General features: G+C 43.7%; 10 protein-coding genes. 6 read left to right on the forward strand and 4 right to left on the reverse strand.

Annotated features, from left to right (window positions below; all coding sequences use genetic code 11):
* Position 1: 1 nt before the first annotated feature.
* The 4 genes from AC1DO4_RS25695 to AC1DO4_RS25710 all read left to right on the forward strand — a co-directional run bounded on the left by AC1DO4_RS25695 (position 2) and on the right by AC1DO4_RS25710 (position 9,688).
* Positions 2-2,344 (forward strand): glycoside hydrolase family 95 protein, encoded by a 2,343-nt coding sequence (locus AC1DO4_RS25695; RefSeq protein WP_477420627.1) that lies wholly within the window; start codon positions 2-4, stop codon positions 2,342-2,344.
* A gap of 86 nt (positions 2,345-2,430) precedes the next feature.
* Complete coding sequence (locus tag AC1DO4_RS25700) at positions 2,431-4,461, forward strand: alpha-galactosidase (RefSeq protein ID WP_477420628.1); 2,031 nt, start codon at positions 2,431-2,433, stop codon at positions 4,459-4,461.
* Between the two features lie 46 nt (positions 4,462-4,507).
* On the forward strand, positions 4,508-6,715 hold the full coding sequence (locus AC1DO4_RS25705; RefSeq protein WP_477420629.1) for an alpha-galactosidase: 2,208 nt from the start codon (positions 4,508-4,510) through the stop codon (positions 6,713-6,715).
* 171 nt (positions 6,716-6,886) lie between these two features.
* Complete coding sequence (locus tag AC1DO4_RS25710; RefSeq protein WP_477420630.1) at positions 6,887-9,688, forward strand: outer membrane beta-barrel family protein; 2,802 nt, start codon at positions 6,887-6,889, stop codon at positions 9,686-9,688.
* A 77-nt stretch (positions 9,689-9,765) separates the two neighbouring features.
* Here AC1DO4_RS25710 and AC1DO4_RS25715 read toward each other — a convergent pair whose 3' ends face one another.
* The 4 genes from AC1DO4_RS25715 to AC1DO4_RS25730 are packed head-to-tail and all read right to left on the reverse strand — an operon-like array spanning position 9,766 to position 12,415.
* Positions 9,766-10,419 carry a response regulator gene (locus AC1DO4_RS25715; protein WP_477420631.1) on the reverse strand — a complete coding sequence of 218 codons (654 nt, stop codon included), beginning with the start codon at positions 10,417-10,419 and terminating at the stop codon, positions 9,766-9,768.
* A gap of 6 nt (positions 10,420-10,425) precedes the next feature.
* Entirely contained in the window at positions 10,426-11,214 is a 789-nt protein-coding gene (locus AC1DO4_RS25720) for a sensor histidine kinase (RefSeq protein ID WP_477420632.1), read from the reverse strand.
* A complete protein-coding gene (locus tag AC1DO4_RS25725) occupies positions 11,181-11,894 on the reverse strand; it encodes a hypothetical protein (RefSeq protein ID WP_477420633.1) in 714 nt (237 codons plus the stop codon). The genes AC1DO4_RS25720 and AC1DO4_RS25725 overlap by 34 nt, the downstream gene beginning before the upstream one ends.
* Entirely contained in the window at positions 11,843-12,415 is a 573-nt protein-coding gene (locus AC1DO4_RS25730) for a hypothetical protein (protein WP_477420634.1), read from the reverse strand. The genes AC1DO4_RS25725 and AC1DO4_RS25730 overlap by 52 nt, the downstream gene beginning before the upstream one ends.
* 461 nt (positions 12,416-12,876) lie before the next feature.
* On the opposite strand from AC1DO4_RS25730, the gene AC1DO4_RS25735 reads away from it, so the two are divergent.
* Together AC1DO4_RS25735 and AC1DO4_RS25740 are read left to right on the forward strand one after the other, a co-directional pair.
* On the forward strand, positions 12,877-13,413 hold the full coding sequence (locus AC1DO4_RS25735) for a phage tail protein (protein WP_477420635.1): 537 nt from the start codon (positions 12,877-12,879) through the stop codon (positions 13,411-13,413).
* Between the two features lie 272 nt (positions 13,414-13,685).
* Positions 13,686-19,988 (forward strand): beta strand repeat-containing protein (locus tag AC1DO4_RS25740; RefSeq protein ID WP_477420636.1); only part of this gene is annotated, 6,303 nt, incomplete at its 3' end.

The following is a 19,988-nucleotide window of genomic DNA, read 5'->3' on the forward strand; positions in this document are numbered from 1 at the left end:
CATGATGAATTTTAAAAAAATTATACCGGCCATAACGGTTGTTTTATTAGTATCGACAGTCTCCTTTGCACAAAAAAAACCGCTTACCCTGCATTATGATAAACCTGCTTCAAGGTGGGAAGAAACACTGGCGCTGGGTAACGGCCGCCTTGGAATGATGCCGTATGGGGGAGTAGATAAGGAAAAGATTGTATTAAACGATATTACCCTATGGTCGGGCTCACCTCAGGATGCAAATAATTATGATGCCTACAAGAAACTGCCGCAAATAAAGGAGCTTTTATTAGCTGGTAAAAACGTGGAGGCACAGGCACTGATAGACAAAGATTTTGTGTGTAAAGGTCCCGGTTCGGGCGGCAAACAATGGGGTTGTTTCCAAACATTGGGCGATTTGAACCTGGAATTTGATTATAAGGGTGCCGATGTTTCAAAATTCACCAATTACAAAAGGGAACTATCTCTTGATAACGCGATAGCTAAAAGTACCTATACCATTAACGGCGTAACCTACAGGCGGGAGTATTTTACCAGCTTTGGCGACGATGTAGACATGATCCGCCTGACTGCCGATAAGCCTGGTCAGCTTAATTTTAGCATCGGGCTCAGTCGCCCGGAACGCTCAGTTACCACAACCATTGGCAATACCCTGCAAATGGCAGGCCGGCTGGATAATGGTACCGATGGTAACGGCATGCAATACATTGCCAATGTGAAAGCTAAATTAATTGGCGGTACTTTAACCAATACGGCCAACAGCCTTGTAATAAAAAACGCTACCGAGGTTATCATTTATATTTCGGCAACTACCGATTTTAAAAGCCCCGGTTTTAAAGCAAAAATGGAGCAGAATTTAACTGCGGCATTAAAAAAACCATACGCTTTGCAAAAGCAGCAGCATATAGCCAAATTCCAAAAGCTGTTTAACAGGGTAAGTATCAGCTTAGGCGATGATAATTCAACCGAAACTACTGATCAGCGCCTCGTCAACTTTCATAAAGCTCCCGCGGGTGATAAGGGCCTGCCGGTTTTGTTTTACCAGTTTGGTCGTTATTTAAGCATTTGCAGCACGCGGATTGGCTTATTGCCGCCAAACCTGCAAGGCCTGTGGGCCAATGAAGTGCATACTCCATGGAATGGAGATTATCATTTAGATGTGAACGTGCAGATGAACCATTTCCCGGTAGAGGTTTCCAATTTATCAGAATTGAACCTGCCACTGGTGGAGTTGGTACGGGGCCTGGTAAAAAACGGTGAGCGCACTGCCAAAGCTTATTACAATGCCGATGGCTGGGTAGCCCATGTAATTACCAATGTGTGGGGGTGGACAGAACCCGGCGAAAGCGCATCCTGGGGTGTTACCAAGGGAGGTTCGGGTTGGTTGTGTAGCAACATTTGGGATCATTATGTATTTACTAATGATAAAAACTTTTTGAAAAGCGTGTATCCAATTTTAAAGGGATCTGCACAGTTTTATAACAGCATCCTGGTAAAAGACCCTAAAAGCGGCTACATGGTTACCGCGCCGTCATCATCGCCCGAAAATAGTTTCGTAATGCCCGATGGCAGCGGCAATCATGCCAGTATTTGCATTGGCGCCACCTTTGATAACCAGATAATGCGTGAGCTGTTTACCAATGTAATTACCGCATCAGAAACATTGGGAGTTGATGCTGACTTTCGCGCCCAGCTGAAAAAGAGACTGAAAGAAATTCCTCCTGCAGGCATCATTAGTAAAGATGGCCGCATCCAGGAATGGCTGGAAGATTACAAAGAGACCGAACCACAGCACAGGCATATTTCACATTTATATGGTATTTACCCGGCATCAGAGATTACCGCGGATGGCACACCCGAACTGGCCGAAGCTGCAAAGAAAACCCTGGATGTACGTGGTGATGATGGCCCAAGCTGGTCTATCGCTTACAAGTTACTATTCTGGGCCAGGCTGCATGATGGTAACCGGGCTTGTAAGCTTTTTACCGAGATCATGAAACCAATCACAAGTACCGGCATTAACTATGGTGCGGGTGGCGGCATTTATCCAAACCTGTTATCCGCCGGTCCGCCATTCCAGATAGATGGAAACTTTGGTACAACTGCCGGTATTGCCGAAATGCTAATCCAGAGCCACGAGGGTTATATCAACCTGATCCCGGCCATCCCCGATAGCTGGAAAGCAGCGGGCGATGTAAAAGGCTTACGTGCCCGCGGCAATTTTACGGTAGATTTTAAATGGAAAGATGGAAAGGTAATTAGTTACCGGGTTACATCAACCGCACCGCGCAAAGTGAAGATCAAGGTTAACGGAGTAATAAAAGAAGTAATGGCTCAAAAAATAAGCTAATCACTCTACTACTCACGCTTTCACCATAGCGATGGGTTTCAAACCCATCGCTATGGTGAAAGTTAATCTATCTAAAAATAAATTCAATGAAAATATTTTATAAACTGATTTTAGCCTTTCAAGTGATCATCCCTCCCATGATTACTTCTGCATCTATCCATAGGCAAACGACAATTATTACCATGCCTTACGGCAAAGGCAATTCCATCGTTTACAACCTTAAAGCCGGTACCTACAATGTGTATCACGGCAAAACGGCCATATTCGCCAATGTCAATGCGGCCTTTAAAATAAAGGATATAACAGTTTCAACTACCGATAATTTAAACCGGAAGTACGCCTCAACTCCCATTACCGACGGCTTTGGCAAAGGCGATAGATACGTGGTTACACTAACCGGCAATAACCTGCCGAAAATTGAGCAGGTGTTTTTTGTTTATCCCGGTAAAGAGTTTTTTTTGACACAGATTGTATTGTCCGGGAAAAGTCTTAGCAGTAATTCCATTACCCCTTTTGCAGGTAATCTGCCTGTTGTTACCGGCGATGCCCGAAGCATTTTTGTTCCTTTTGATAATGATACGTTTATCCGCTATAATGCAAAAGAATTTAAAGCTCCGTTCAGCAATACCAGTGCCGAGGTAGGGGCCGTTTATGACAATACCACCCGCAATGGCTATATAGCCGGTTCTGTGGCGCATGAAGTTTGGAAAACGGGTATCCGCAGCAGCAGTACCCAGGATGAAGGTAACCGGATGGCGGTTTGGAGCGGCTATACCGAAGAGAGCATTACCCGCGACCATATTGATCATGGCCAGGTTAGGGGCGGTGTAGTAAAATCACCAAAGATCTTTATAGGTTACTTTGACGACTGGCGCACAGGCATGGAATATTACGCTAAAGCAAACCGCATTGCCGAGCCTCCCTTTGTTTTTAACTGGACAAAACCTACTCCCGTTGGCTGGAACAGCTGGGGCGTAATACAGGAAAAACTGAACTATGAAAAAGCTACCAAAGTGGCCGATTTTTTTGCCGATAGTCTCTCTGCTTTCCGTACAGGTAATACCGCCTTTATCGACCTGGATTCCTATTGGGATTTTATGCTGAAAGGTGGTTTGGAGGGCGATTACAGCAAGTTGAAAGCCTTTGCCGATTATTGTAAAAGCAAAGGCCTGCAACCCGGTGTGTACTGGGCGCCATTTACCGACTGGGGCTGGAAAGATGGGCCCGACCGCAAAGTAGCCGGAACCAATTATACCTATGGCGAAACCTGGACAAAAGTTGGTGATAAATATCACGAAATAGATGGCGCAAGAGCTGTCGACCCAACCCATCCGGGAACATTGCAACATATCGACCTGGTTATTGGCAAGCTAAAAGAATGTGGTTTTAAAATGATTAAGATAGATTTCCTGGGCCATGCCACGGCAGAATCAACCCATTTTTATGACCCAACAATAACTACCGGGATGCAGGCTTATCGCAAGGGGATGGAGTACCTGATCAGTAAACTCGGCGACCAGATGCTGATTTATGCCGCTATATCGCCAACATTGGCTACCGGCAGGTATGTACACACCCGCCGTATTGCCTGCGATGCTTTTAAAAGCATCGATAATACCCAGTACACTTTAAATAGCGTAAGCTATGGCTGGTGGCAAACCTATTTGTATAATTATGTTGATGCAGATCATGTGGTGTTATCAACAGAAAGTGAGGGTACCAACCGTGCGCGCATGCTTTCGGCGGTAATAACCGGTACTTTTATTACCGGTGATGATTTTTCCATACACGGGCCATGGAGCAACAGGGCCAAAGCATGGTATCAAAACCCCGAAATATTGGCTGTGATAAACAATGGCAAGGCCTTTAAACCAGTTGAAGGTAACACCGGCGAGAATGCCTCGGAGATATTTACCCAAAAAATTGGTAATGCTTATTATGTAGCGGTATTTAATTATTCGGATAAGCCAAAGGAGTTTGCGCTTGATTCAAAAAGATTAGGTCTTCCGGATCAAAAGTACCGGGTTACCGAAATATTGCAGGGTAACAATACAGATATCCCTGCAAAGCTTAATGCTGCCGATGCCGCATTATATAAATTTGAGTTCGGGAAGTAAAATCGAAAAAAATAACCTTATTTGTATCTAATAAATAACCTGTAAATTGAGAAAGAAGTTCCTAAACAAAATAGTACCCTTTAGCGGGGTGCTTATCAGTACCATGTTCCTCGCAGCCGGAAGTTTTGCCCAAACAGTAACTATCCCGGTAGAAACACAAAACAACGCATTAGTGTTGCAAACAGATGCCGATAAGAACCTTAAAATGGTTTATTTCGGCGCCAAACTGAGCAATGCAAAAGAGTATGAGCAGATCCTGAAAATGTACAGGCAGGCAGATGACTCTGGTATCCTCAATGATGCCTATATGCCATCAGGGTCGGCAAGCCTGGCCGAGCCTGCCATTACAGTTACGCATGCCGATGGTAATAAATCACTTAACCTGGCGTATGTAAGCCATACGGTTACAAAAATTGCTGACGATATCAGCTTATTAACCGTAAACCTGAAAGATCCCGCTTATCCTTTTGAGGTAACCCTGTATTACAAAACCTATTTTAAAGACGATGTTACCGAACAATGGTCGGTTATAAAACATGGCGAGAAGGGGATTGTAACACTTAATAAATTCGCGTCGGCAAACCTTAACCTAAAGGGTAACGGCTTTTGGCTGAAACAATACCATGGCAACTGGGCCGTTGAAATGCAGCCCGAAGAAGCAAAGCTTACCCACGGCATCAAAACTATCGATAGTAAATTAGGCACCCGTGCCAATTTGTACGAACCATCCATGTTTATGGTATCTATGGATAAACCGGCTACCGAGGATGAAGGTAAAGTAATGCTGGGCGCGCTGGAATGGTCGGGTAATTTTAAAATCGACCTGGAACTGGATGTTTCTGATAATTTACGGGTAATAGCCGGTATGAACAATGCTGCATCAGAATATCACCTTAAACCTGCTGAGGAATTTATCACCCCGGCATTTGTTTACACTTACTCAGACCATGGTAAAGGTGATGCCAGTCGTAAATTACAGCGCTGGGCACGCAAATATAAAATTGTTAATGGTGAGGGCGACAGACTTACCCTGCTTAATAACTGGGAATCAACTTATTTTGATTTTAATGAAAGTAAACTGGCTCAATTATTAAAGGATACCAAAAAATTAGGCGTCGATTTGTTTTTGCTGGATGATGGCTGGTTTGGTAACAAGTTCCCCCGAAACGGCGATGTTGCAGGATTGGGCGACTGGCAGGAAAATAAGCAAAAATTGCCAAATGGCATCAGTTCGCTGGTTAAGGAAGCACAGGCCAATGGTGTAAAGTTTGGCATTTGGATAGAACCGGAAATGGTTAACCCGGCAAGTGAATTATATACCAAACACCCGGATTGGGTAATTAAACAACCCAACCGTCCCGAAAAATATTTCCGTAACCAACTGGTGCTGGATCTTTCCAATCCAAAGGTGCAGGATTTTGTTTATGGGATAGTTGACGACCTGTTTACCAAAAATCCCGACCTGGCTTACATCAAGTGGGATTGTAACGCGGTGATCTATAATGCCTATTCGGCTTATTTAAAGAAAGATCAATCGCACTTGTATATTGAGTATGTGCGGGGGTTATATAAGGTGCTTGAACGGGTAAGGGCGAAGTATCCAAAGGTTCCGCTGATGTTATGTTCAGGTGGTGGCGGACGTGTGGATTATGGCGCGCTAAAATACTTCACCGAGTTTTGGCCAAGCGATAATACCGAACCGCTGGAAAGGGTTTTCATCCAATGGGAATACTCGTATTTCTATCCGGCTATTACCAGCTCAAATCATGTTACAGATTGGGGCAAACAGCCAATCAAATTCCGTACAGATGTGGCAATGATGGGTAAATTAGGGTTCGACATTGTAGTAAGTAAATTAAGTGAGCAGGATCTTTCATACGTTCATGATGCGCTTAAAAACTATGATAACCTTAAAGATCCCATATGGCATGGTGACCAATACCGCCTGCAAAGCCCATGGGATAATGATGCCGCATCTATCATGTATGTTAATGATACCAAATCAAAGGCAGTAGTGTTTAACTACCTGGTTAACAATCGCTATAATGCAGGCACAAAGGTACCTATCCGTTTAAAAGGCCTCGATCCGCAGAAAAAATACCAGGTTAAAGAGATCAATCTTTATCCCGGCTCCAAATCCTCTTTAGGTGATGATCTTATCTTTACCGGCAATTTTTTAATGACTGTTGGCATCAACCCCGATGTTAACAGCAGCAGAACAAGCGTTGTTTTGCAGCTGGACGAGATCAGGTAACAAGGATGTTATGTAACAAGGCTGCAACAGTTTAAAATAAACCGTTGCAGCCTTGTATTTTAGCAGATGGGTTAAATTAATGTCAAGTTTACAAGTCTTAAGTTCAAAGTCTTAAGTCAGGAAGACTTTTGCCTTGGAACTTAAGATTTAACCCAGTGTATCTGCCTTACCATGAAAAGACCTGTACTCCTGCTAATTATGATTGCGCTTGCCAGCATATCCTATGCCCAAAACCGCCGGGGAGGTGGCAACGGAAATGGTGGTAATTATGACAATTTTCAGCAGCGGCGGTCGAAGGAACAAAAAGGACCTTTACCATTCAGGGAGGTTACCGGTGTAGTGAAAGACACCGCCGATAAAAAGATGGAAGGGGCAACCGTAAAACTGGTATCAGCTACTGATAGTGTGGTTACCATTACCGGCCCAACGGGTAAATTTGTTCTCAGGAAAATTAAATCGGCCATATTTGTAATAACGGTTACCAGTGTTGGTTATCAGTCCGTTATCCGTAAGATGCTGAACAATGATGAATCGCGCAGCTTATCGCTTGATCCCTTTATTTTAAAACCGCAATCGCATATGCTTGGGGAGGTTGTTGTAAACGGAGGGCCCAGTATTACCTACAAAACCGATACGGTTGAATATCGCGCCAGTGATTATAAAGTACGTCCTAATGCTACTGTTGATGAGCTGATTAAAAAAATGGAAGGCGTTGAAGTTGCCAAAGATGGTACAGTAACCCACCAGGGGCAGGCAGTGGTAAAAGCCCGGCTAAATGGTAAGGATTATATAGGTGGCGATGTAGCCCAGGCCATTAAAAACCTGCCTGCTGATATTGTGGAGAAAGTACAGATCATTGATGATTACGGCGACCAGGCTGCCCGCACTGGTGTTAAGGATGGCGACCCGCAAAAGGTGCTCAACATTACTACCAGGGCCGATAAATCTGTAGGTAACACAGGTCGTTTAACCGCCGGCGCTGGTAGTGATGACAGGTACGATACCCGCCTGTTTTTTCAACGGTTGAATGGTAACGAGCAGATAGGGCTCATCGGGAGCTTTGTAAATACGGTGAACGGTGTTACCGGCGGTAGTGGGGGCGGAAGCGGGGGAACAACAAAAACAGGCGGTCCTAATATCAGCTATCGCAGCTATCTAACCAAAAAGATCCAGGTCAATACCAGTTATAATTATAATTTCAGAGATGTAAATTCCATTAACCATAGCGATGGGCAGCAATTCAGCACATTGGGTACAACCAACTTTATCAGGAACTCCAATTCGCAAAATAATAACAAAACCCATAATATAAACCTGGAGCTGGAGTATAATATTGATAGTGCGAATTACTTAAAAGTAACCCCCAGTTTTAGTTACTCGGGTGTAAATTCAACAAACACATCTCAAAGTTTTAAAACCGGCCTTATTCATCAGGATATTTTGGGATTAACCGGCAGCAATAATACCGTGCCCAGTTGGGGGGCTATTGTGTTTTATCAGCATTTGTTTAAAAAACCGAAGCGCAACCTGTCGTTGCAGGTAAGCTACAACAGGTCGGATAATGAAACTGTTAACGAGCAGGACAATAACATTATTTACTACCAGGATTCTACCAATCACGTTTTGAAAGATTCGTTAGTAAATCGCCATATCAGCCGGAGCAACCTGAGCAAAAATTTCAGGACAAGTTTTACCTATGTTGAACCGCTGAATGATGTATCACAACTGGAGTTTAACGCGCAGGTAAATTCGCGCGGCTATGATAACCAGGCCTATACCTTTAATATCGATTCAGTTGGGAACAGGAGCCTGGTTGATTCATTGAGCAATGTTTTTAAATATTCATTCACCGAAACACGCTTGGCCCTCAATTACCGCATAAATCAAAAAAAGTACAGTGTTTCATTAGGTGTTACGGGTGTGCCTACGGTATTGGATGGTACAAAAGTTAGCGGCGGCATTGTAAGCACACACCGCAGCAATTTTAATTTAATCCCAATAGCGCGGTTCCAGTATATATGGTCAAAGCAGGAGCGGTTTTCGGTTAACTATTCTGGCAGTCCGCAGGAACCTTCATTTAACCAGATCCAGCCGGTACGTGATGAATCTAACCCCCAAAACCCGGTTGTAGGTAACCCCGATCTGAAGCCATCATTCAGAAATTCTATAAACCTGCAGTATAATAATTACATAGTTGATTCAAAATTTAACGTTTCGGCAAATGCCAATATAAGCTTTATTAAAAACCAGATAGTTACCAATACCGTGCAGATAGCCGATACCTTAGGCGCTTTAAAAAACGAAACCCACTTTATAAATTTAAATGGCAGTTATACCATTGGTGGCAATTACAATATTTCGAAACAGCTGGACGATAGGAAATATAACCTGTCGCTTAACGGAACCATCAATTATGGTCATGGCATATCAATGAGTAACAACGTGCAAAACTTTACCACAACCTGGCATTTTAATGAGCGCTTTGGCCCGCAAATAAATCCCAGCGAATCGGTAGAAATTAACCCATACGTTTCCTATGATGTGGCCAAATCATATTTCACGCTGCCCCACTCGGTAAATACCAATATCAGTACCACCGCTTTGGCTGTCGATGGTAAATTTTATTTCCTTACCGGGCGTACTGCCACGTTTGGCTACAGCGCCAATAAAAACTTTGTAAAAGGGATATCGCAGAATCTTACCCGCAACCCATTGGTTATTAACGCTTACATTGAACAGCAGTTTTTTAAGCGCCGCAACCTCACCCTTACTTTCCAGGTATTTGATATTTTAAAACAGAATAACTTTGTTAGCCAGGTTACAACCGAAAACTCGGTAACCAACACACTCAGTAATGCGCAAAGCCGTTATTTTATGTTCAGCGCAAAACTAAACCTCCAAAAATGGAGCGGCACTCCAATGCGCCGTGGTCAAAGAATGAAGAGGAGAGGAGACGGGAGTTTTATTGAATAAGCGGTCATGGTTTAAACAACAGAAAAAATCATGCGAAACGAGTTCGGCATGACTTAGGGTTAATTTAAAAAGGCCTCTTATATTTTTATTAAATCCTGCTTTAAAGCCGCTATAACCAGCCCGGTTCTTGATTTTGTTTCAAATTTTTGAAAAAGCGCTTCGCGGTAGTTATCAATAGTATGCGGGCTTAGGTTCATCATATCTGCAATTTGCTTGTACGTAAGGTCGCTGCAGCATAGCTCCAGGAACTTCAACTCGTTGGCATTTACCTCTATTTGTTGTGCATTTACAGGCTGGCTGTTTTGTATGTTGCGTAATAGTTTCCCGCTTACAAGTTCATTAATATAAAACGATTGTTTAGCAATACCGGTAATAGCATCAACCAGATCGGATGCCCTGGATTGTTTAAGCATGTAGCCGCCGGCGCCGCTTTTAAGCATCCCTATGATGGGTTTGTCTTCTTCAAACATACTTAAGGCCAGTACTTTAATTTGGGGATGTTTTTCTTTGATCCATTTGGTGCTTTCATATCCATCCATCTGCGGCATGGTAATATCCATCAGGATCACTTCGGGCAAGGGATGGCGCGGTAGTTTCTGGATCATATCCTGGCCATTCTCGGCATCAAAGATCACGTTAATTTTGCCCGAATCAGTAAGCAGGCTCACCAGGCCCTGTCTGAAAAGGGTATGGTCATCAACAATGGCTATATCTATTTTATCAGCGTACATCAATATTTAGTAGGGTATGGTTACAATAATTTCAGATCCGTTTCCGGCCGCCGAGTTGATGGAGGCTGCACCATTAATCATCGCCGCGCGTTTGGTGATGTTGTGCAGGCCCATCCCGTTTTTTCGTTTCAGCGTTTCTTCAACATCAAAACCCTTTCCGTTATCCCGGATTGTTAACTTAAATGAATTTTCAATCTGCTCTAAAGTTATAAATATTTCGCTTGCTTTGGCATGCTGTATGATGTTATTTATAATCTCCTGGAACAGCCGGAAAAGGATGGTTTCTTTTCCGCTATCGGCATTAAATGTGTTGAAATTTCGCTTATCAAAATTGATCTTAAATTTGTCTGATCGCTGCAGCCATTCCAGTTCAAATTCAATAGCCGCTGCCAGTCCGCGGTTTACCAGTTCTTCGCCGTGTAGCAGGCGCGACAGGGCTTTTACTTCTTTGATAGACCGGGTTGTAAGATCTTCAACAAAAGCCAGTTTTTCGGCCGTTTTGTCCTTATTGTCAAGGTCGATAGAACTTAGGGTGATAGTAGTAATACTCAGCAACTGCCCTATATTATCATGCAAGTCGTAAGCGATGGTTTTAAGGGTTTGCTCCTGCACTTCTATCTGGGTTTTAAGCAACTCATTCTCAAATGTTTTTTGCAGCAGCAATTTCTCCTCCTGGTGTTTCTTTTTTTTACGGTTGTATGAAACTACGTAAATGATGAGGAACAGGGGTGCAATTAAAAAAATTAGGGAAGTTAACCCTATCAGGAAGACGATTTCCTGCGAAGATATCTGCATAAAAAAGCGTATGACCAAAAAGAGTATAGTGTTATGTTTAATAAGATAAAGATATAGTACCGTATGGAAAGCTGGTTATTGATAGGTTTTAAGCTTGAAAGGTAATCAAAAAATATGTTGCAGGTGGTACTGCCGAAGTAAAAAAACAATGCACCGCTTACCCACCAGAAGGGTGCCGAAAATGCAAGCCGCTCAAAGTTTTCGTCCATCAGTTTAAGATAGTAATAATACAGGCTTGCCAATACAAACACAACCGACATAACGGTTGCAGTTATTGAAACAAATGCTTTAAAATGGGTCATCACCAGCTCGGCTAAGTATACGGCTACAAAAATTATATACCAGGTAATAAGCCATTTACCCGTGCTTTTAAATGGCTTATATAAACTGTAAAACATGTAGCCGGTAACCCCGCATTCAAACAGTAAAAACGCGTTATAAAGGTTATGATTAGGCACATGTGCTACTTTGCGCAAGTATACGCCGGTCATTTCAACAAGGCAGGTTAGCAGCAGGTATGGGATAAACAGCTTCCAGGCTGTATCCTTATCTTTTATTAAAAAGATAAGGGCAGCCAGGAAGCATATAAATTCACACCCGGTATTTATGGTGATGAACATCATTTGTTTTACTTTACTAAGGTTGCGCCAATGCTGCTGCATGTTGCAGGAGGCGGGCATTGCTCGCCGCGGTTTTCGGGAGGTGTGCCGATAATAAAGCCTTGCAAGCCGCCATTTTGCCCCGCTGCAGGTTTTTTGTAATAATAATCCTGGTGATATGGTTTTACAACGCTATCTTTTGTTGATACCATTACCAGCGTAGTAAGCCCCCAGAATTGTTTATCGGGCTTGTAGCCGCCCTTAAAGTCTGATCCGTAATTTTTGTCATAACTGGCTAGGTAAAAACGGACGCCATCGCCGCCTTCGCGCCTGGTTTTTTGAACCATGCTGTCCAATCGGGCCAGGGGGAACCAAATGCACCTGGTGTTTGGTTTCTTATGGATGTTCCCGAGGAGGCCTGAATCAATCGTGCCAGCGTGGCTTTCATAGTTTTTTACATACTTCAGTGCCGTTTCATAGCTTAAGGTATCAAAGATAAGTCCGTTTTCTTTAACGGCTACATCGGCCTGGTGGTTTTGTTGACATGAACTAAAACCAATAGCGGCAAACGCCAGGGTAATTAGGGTAATTTTTTTGATCATGATGTTGTTATTTAAGTTTATCGAAAGTGCTTAATTATGCGTAGAAACACAACATCTATATTAAACCTTTTTTTACCCTAAAAAACACCTTTAAAAAAGCTGATTATACCCTATACTACCTTTTAACTATAACAGACATTTGTGATGTAATACAAAAGCAAAGAAAATGAAGTAACGGTTTTGTTACATGTATTAATACTTGTTTAATATAACCTGGCAGTAATAATAATGCTTTGTTATAGTGATAACTAACTGGAATTTGTAATTAAATTAACCAATGGTATATTATTATAAAATATTGATAATTAAGCTGATGTTCATGGCAATTGGTTTTGAACATTAACTACAGATGAAATTTTTCAATTGATATAATGACATATATTTACCAACCGATTAAACCAAAATAAACTAAATCATACCCTAAAACTAACTTATTAATTTAAACTCTAAAACTTATTATTATGGAACCTTACATTGGCGAGATCAGAATGTTTGCAGGCGATTTTGCCCCCCGTGGCTGGGCGCTTTGCGACGGCAGTTTACTAAGAATTGATCAGTGGGATAAATTATTTTCGATTATCCAAACCTATTATGGCGGTGATGGCGCAAGTAACTTTGCCGTGCCCGATTTGCGCGGCCGCGCCCCGGTAAGTGCAGGCGCCAGTACTGGCTATACATCCGGTTATTACCTCGGTCAGAGAAACGGCAGTGAAAATGTGACACTAACTCCTGCACAAATGCCGGCACATAGTCACGTTGTAAACGCGTTCTCGGGCGGCGGCGACTTAATACAACCGTCTGCAGGAGTCCCGGCTTCAACAATTGACCCCGGACCAGGTACGCTTTACAGTTCTTATTCTTCAGCTGATCCTAATCAGCAAATGAGTCCTAAAATGATCCAACCGTCTGGCGATAGTCGACCTTTTAGTGTAATACAACCAGTGCTTGCGGTTACTTACATCATTGCATTGGAAGGCATTTACCCTCCAAGACCATAGTGGTAATGATTTGTACCGGATTTTAATACCATGTATTGAAGAGGGAATCTAAAGTAAATACAACCCCTGACTTATTTTAAGACAGGGGTTGTGTAGTATCGGCTATCATCTATCAATGTCTTTTATTAATGTATCAGAGTGGGTTGCGTATAGTTATTAAAGTGAATTCTGTTATTGTCGACAATAGAACTGCTTATAAAGTGAATTGCAAGAGGCATGGAAGAATCAATAACAATTTTACCAGATAGCTATAACAATATTAATAACTTATTATGAAAAAATTTTTACTTCTTAACAGGAATTTTGGGCGTTATAGCCGATATTTTTTTGCTTTATTTTTGCTTTTGGCATCAATAGCAGGCCGCAGCCAGGCTCAGGTATATTATACTTTTAACGATGGTAGCGGTGCTACCACAACCGCTAATGATGCTCTTTTTAAGATGGATTATAATGGCAGTAATGCTTCAAGTATTTTAGGCTCCATTAGTCCTACACCACTTTTTTTAGCACTCGATTTGCCAAACAACCGGGCATTTGTAAGTGAAGGGTATGCACCTACAGGCTATAGCATTAAAGTTATTAATTTAACTACTAAGGCGGTAATTAAATCAATACCGGTACCGGACAAGATAGCTGGCCTGCGGTATGATGCGACAAGTGGTTATATATATTATATAACGGCAGGTGCAAGTTCAAATAATGTACTTGAGGCAACTGATGCACTTTATAAAGTATTACCTACCGACAACGCCGGAACACTGGTGATGGGCTCGATTACGCCCGGCCCTACATATTTAGCCATCGATATTCCACACGATAGGGTATTTATCTATGATTCATACGGAACCAACAGGAAAATTTATGCCGTTAATGTCAAAACGGGGGCCAAAATAAGTTTCGTGATAACGCTTGCAGCTTACGGCTTAGAATATGATGCGCAAACCAATTTGGTTTATTATATTACCAGTGACGGATCGTACAAAACAAATAAGCCGGATGATGCCATCTGGAGTTTAACGCCGGATCTTGTTACTAATACTAAAGTAGTGGGATCAATTGGTGCAGCGGAAAATGCCTTTGCCATGGATGCCGGCAATAACCGGGCATATGTTTATGATGGTGCCGGTGCGGCGCCGGCCGATAGAAAGGTTACGTCTATAGATCTTACTACAGGTGCGATTACATTAGTCACTAATATTTCAACTTATCCCAATGTGGCGGCGGTTAACTTTATAGCTGTTCCGCAACGTGCAGTATTAAGTAAACCTATATTTGGCAGTATAACGGCCTCGTCGGTAAATGTGACTGATACTGTTAAGCTGAGCGATGTGGCCGTTACAGCGCGCGGTATCGTTTACAGCAGCAGTGCAGCTATGCCGGAAATTGGCGGCGGAGGTGTTACGCAGGTATCAGGTGGTACGGGCAACGGTTTGTTTACTTCAAGTGTTACAGGGCTTAGCTCCTCAACCACGTACAATGTCAGGGCATATGCCACAAGCAGTGCAGGTACGGCTTATAGTGATGTAGTTAGTGTTTCCACCACCTCCAATAATGCCAACCTATCTGCATTTAGCATCGGTTCAGTCACATTAAGCCCAACTTTCGCAAGTGGCACAACAAGCTATACAGCCAACGTCACTTATGATAAAACAACGATAACAGTAACCCCCACGATAGAAGAGTCTCATGCCACTATAAAAGTAAACAACATAGCAGTCACCTCGGGTTCGGCCACAGGCGCAATAAACCTTAACCCCGGCAGCAACACCATTACTACACTGGTTACCGCCCAGGATGGCACAACATCAAAAACCTATACAACCACTATTACAAAAGATAAAAGCCCGCAAACCATTACGTTCAACGCACTAACCGCGAAAACCTACGGCGATGCAGACTTTACCTTGGGCGCGGTATCCGGCAGCACACTGGCAGTAACCTATACCAGCGATAATAATAATGTAGCTACGGTATCAAGCACGGGCCTGGTACATATAGTAGGAACTGGCACGGTGAACATAACGGCGGCACAGGCCGGTAACACCACTTATCTTGTTGCACCAAATGTAAGCCAGCAACTAACTATAAACAAAGCAGTATTAACCTATACCGCTGATGCTGCATCACGCGATTATGGAGTAGCCAACCCAACCTTTACAGGCTCCATATCCGGCTTTGTGAACGGCGATACCCAGGCAACCGCTACAACCGGTACTATGGTTTTTACTTCGGCAGCCCATGCTACATCTCCTGTAACTACCAATAACACAACGGTTATCCAGTATGGGATTAACGGGAATGGGCTTAGCTCGGCCAATTACAGCTTTGCACAGGCTACGGCAAATAACACGGCATTAACGCTTAATAAAATTGTTATTACCTATACCGCGCAACCGGCAACCAAGGTTTACGGTGCGGCAAACCCGGCCTTGAATGTGGTGTTTACCGGTATGGCAAACGGTCAGACGATTGACCAGGTACTTAATTCTTTGTCGTACGCTACCACTGCCACCGTTAGTAGTCCGGTTGGCGCTTATCCCATTACAGTAAGCGGCCTCGATGCGCTCAATTACACGTTTTCTGCATCATCATCCAACACCACCGCGTTTACCGTAACCAAGGCCAATTTAACATTTGCGGCGCAGGCGGCCACCAAACGTTACGGTGAAACTAACCCTACATTAAGTGGCACCATTACCGGCTTCGTAAACAACGAAACTGCCGCAACTGCTTTGACCGGTACCGCGGTTTATAACACAACTGCCGGTATAACCAGCAGCGTTGGCAGTTATCCTATAACGCTAAGCGGTGTATCAGCAACCAACTATAACATAACAGCTGTCGTAGCTAACAATACGGCCTTAACCATCACTAAAAATACATTGAGTTACGTGGCCACGCCGGCAAGCCGGGCATTTAATACGGCCAACCCATCGGTAACAGGTACAATAACCGGCTTTTTAAACGGCGATACCCAGGCATCGGCTACTACCGGTACGCTTAGCTTTAACACAACTGCAACAACAAGTACACCGGTTGGCACATATGCTATTGATGGCGCAGGTTTAAGCTCGGCCAATTATAATATTGTTCAGGATGCTTCAAATGCCTCGGCGTTTTCTATATTCTTATCAACCAATGGCAACCTGAGCAGTTTAGCTATCAGCCAGGGGAGTTTATCACCCTCGTTTGCGTCGGGCACTAATAATTATACCGCAACGGTCGCAACAGGTATTACTTCATTAACCTTAACGCCTACGTTATCAGATGCTAACGCCGGGGTGACGGTTAATGGTAACCAGGTAACATCCGGTACATCATCGGGCAGTATCTCTTTAAATGTTGGCCCCAATGTTATCCCGGTAAACGTAACCGCGCAGGATGGTACCACCACTAACCCGTATACTGTTACAGTAACCCGCCTGCCTTCGTCAGATGCAACATTAAATAGCTTTAACATCAGCACAGGTACGCCCACACCGGATGCATACAATGTATACCGGTCAAACGTAGCTAATACGGTAACCAGTTTTGATGTTACCGCAGTAATTCATGAACCCAATGCCACTATAACAGTCAACGGCAATCCTGCAACGTCAGGTACACCGGTTACACTGCCGCTTAATTTGGGCGATAATGTATACAATTTAATAGTAACCGCGCAAGACGGTACTACGCAAAATTACTATGGCATGGTTATTAACCGCGCCTTCTCATCAAATAACCTGCTGAACAGCCTGGCGGTGAGTGCAGGTTCGCTTAGTCCGGCTTTTGACAACGCTACCCTTAACTATACCGTGCAGGTGAGCAATGCAACCAAATCCATCGATATTACACCCACCTTTGATGCCACTGCTTACGGATCTCATGATGGTTTGCCAGCCCCATCCGGAGCGGCTTTTACCAGCGCACTTGCTATAGGTGATAACCAGATACCAGTAACCGTAACGGCACAAAATGGAACACCAAGAGCCTACAATATAACCGTAACCAGGGCGACATCGACTGATGCAACATTGGCCGGTCTAGGTATAATGACCACCATTTCGGGGCTTGATGTGCCTTTCGATAGCGGTACTTATACCTACAACACTACGGTAACAAGTGATGTAGCTGCCTTTACCCTAAAACCAATAGCTACAAACGATGGCTCGACGATAACCATCAATGGGACGGCTTTAAATACTACCAATGGTAACGCCATCACGCTCCAATACTTTTCGGCAGTTGAACCTATGGTGATAGTAGTTACCGCCGGCGATGGCCTAACCCAAAAAACCTACACCGTAAATGTAACAAGGAATTTCTCGACAAATAATTTGCTGCAAAGCTTAACAATGAACATCAACGGGACAATAACGCCGCTGATCCCTGTATTTGATCCTGCAACTAATGACTATACAATGGTCATTAGTAATCCAAGCGTAACCGGCATCACAATTGCGCCTGTGGCACAGGATGACCATGCCGAACTAAGGGTGGGCGGAGTGTTCGTAGCCAAAGGAACATCAAGGTTTGTAGCCTTACAGGGCGGCGCCAATGTAATCCCGGTAAACGTATTATCTTTTGGCGGGGGGAACAATACCTACAATATCACCATCAACCGGGCCTATTCATCAGATGCCAGTTTGATTAATATTATCCTTTCCGGTAACGCGGGGTATTCGGCTATCATTAACCAAACCGCTAATAACCTTACTGCTACTATTCCTAATAATGTAACGGCTATAAGGCTAATTCCTAACGCCTCAGACCCGGGAGGTACGGTTATTACAGTGAACGGCTATGCTTTAACAAGCGGCTCATTAGACAACCTACCATTAGCCGTTGGCGATAATGTATTTACCATAGCCATAACTGCGGCAGATAACTCTAATACACAATATTATACAGTACATGCCATAAGGCTGCCATTTACCGATGTTACGCTCAGTTCGTTAATGGTAGATAAAGGCACTCTTGCACCCGCGTTTTCACCGGGCACAACAAGTTATACAGTAGTTGTAGCCAGTAGTGATAACGCTATTACTGTTACGCCGGTGGCTTCGGCAGCAGGTGTTAGCGTAAATGCCGGCGGACAAACCATTGATGCTTCAACTCCATCGTACACTAACAGTGCTTTGTTTGTAGGCAACCAACGCATCACTGTTAGGGTAACAGCTCCCGATGGCGTGAACTTTACAAGCTATGCTTTAAATGTCCTCCGTCCGTCGGCAAACCAGGCTTTCCTTGGTAATATTATTTTGAGCAGCGGCGTTATTTCGCCTGCATTTTCCCGAAACACGGTAAATTACATGGCTTCGGTTGCGGGCAATGTATCTTCCGTCAACTTTACCCCGGCAACGGCCGAAGCTAACGCTATTATTACCGTAACCAATGGAGGTAATACAACCACTATTAATGCCAGTACACCATCAGTATTAATACAGTTAAATGCGGGCGCTAACGTAGTAACCACAAACATAACCTCGCAGGATGGCAGTACTACCAAAACATATACAGTAACTATAACCAGGGCAGTTCCGTCTGCCGATGCAACTCTTGCCGGCCTGCGTCTGAGTACTGGTACCCTTAGCCCGGTGTTTAGCAACGGTACAGATACCTACACGGTGGGCGTAAATTATGCAACAGGTTCAGTTAACATAACTCCGGCCACTACCAATGCAAACGCGGTAGTTACGGTAGGAGGGCTGGCCGTTGTTTCGGGAGCTGGTTTGAGTGTGGCTTTAAACCAGGGTGATAATGCTATATCTGTTGTAGTAACTGCCGAAGATGGCAGCACAACCAAAACCTACACGATAACGGTTAACAGGGCTGCAGCATCCACTGATGCAACATTAGCCAGCCTGGGCATAAATACCGGAACGATAAGCCCTGTATTTGCGCCCGGTAAAACCAGCTATACTGCTACAGTAAGTAATACTGTAAGCAGTATTACGCTTTCTCCATTTTCTAATGATCCTAACGCTACTTTGCTGGTAAACGGTGCAGCGCCGGATGGGGTGACCGGAACAATGGATATACCGTTAAATGATGGTGATAATGTAATAACTACCGTGGTTGCCGCGCAGGATGGCATTACCACGCGTACCTACACTATAACTGTCAGCAAAACCGGTGCAGCAAATGCAAACCTCGCATCGTTCAAGATAAGTGGCGTTACATTGAAAAGAATAGGTGCAACAGATAACTACACGGCATCTGTAACGCCTTCTGCAACCAGTGTACAGCAAAGCGCCACGTTAAGTGACAGTCATGCATCTTTTACAGTGAACAATATAGCCGGGACATCRGRCATAGTCAATACAGTGCAGCTCGATGCAGGAGTTACGACCAATATTGTCATTGTTGTAACAGCCGAAGAYGGCATTACCACGCGTACTTACACTATAGCTGTCAGCAAAACCGGTGCAGCAAATGCAACCCTCACATCGCTCAAGATAAATGGCGTTACATTGAAAAGAATAGGTGCAACAGATAACTACACGGCATCTGTAAGTCCTTCTGCAACCAGTGTACAGCAAAGCGCCACGTTAAGTGACAGTCATGCATCTTTTACAGTGAACAATATAGCC

This window comes from Mucilaginibacter sp. P5_A6, assembly GCF_056400585.1.

Coding starts and splice junctions, on each gene's coding strand:
- AC1DO4_RS25695 (WP_477420627.1), top strand. CDS start 2: ATGATGAATTTTAAAAAAATTATACCGGCCATAACGGTTGTTTTATTA.
- AC1DO4_RS25700 (WP_477420628.1), top strand. CDS start 2,431: ATGAAAATATTTTATAAACTGATTTTAGCCTTTCAAGTGATCATCCCT.
- AC1DO4_RS25710 (WP_477420630.1), top strand. CDS start 6,887: ATGAAAAGACCTGTACTCCTGCTAATTATGATTGCGCTTGCCAGCATA.
- AC1DO4_RS25715 (WP_477420631.1), bottom strand. CDS start 10,419: ATGTACGCTGATAAAATAGATATAGCCATTGTTGATGACCATACCCTT.
- AC1DO4_RS25720 (WP_477420632.1), bottom strand. CDS start 11,214: ATGCAGATATCTTCGCAGGAAATCGTCTTCCTGATAGGGTTAACTTCC.
- AC1DO4_RS25725 (WP_477420633.1), bottom strand. CDS start 11,894: ATGCCCGCCTCCTGCAACATGCAGCAGCATTGGCGCAACCTTAGTAAA.
- AC1DO4_RS25730 (WP_477420634.1), bottom strand. CDS start 12,415: ATGATCAAAAAAATTACCCTAATTACCCTGGCGTTTGCCGCTATTGGT.
- AC1DO4_RS25735 (WP_477420635.1), top strand. CDS start 12,877: ATGGAACCTTACATTGGCGAGATCAGAATGTTTGCAGGCGATTTTGCC.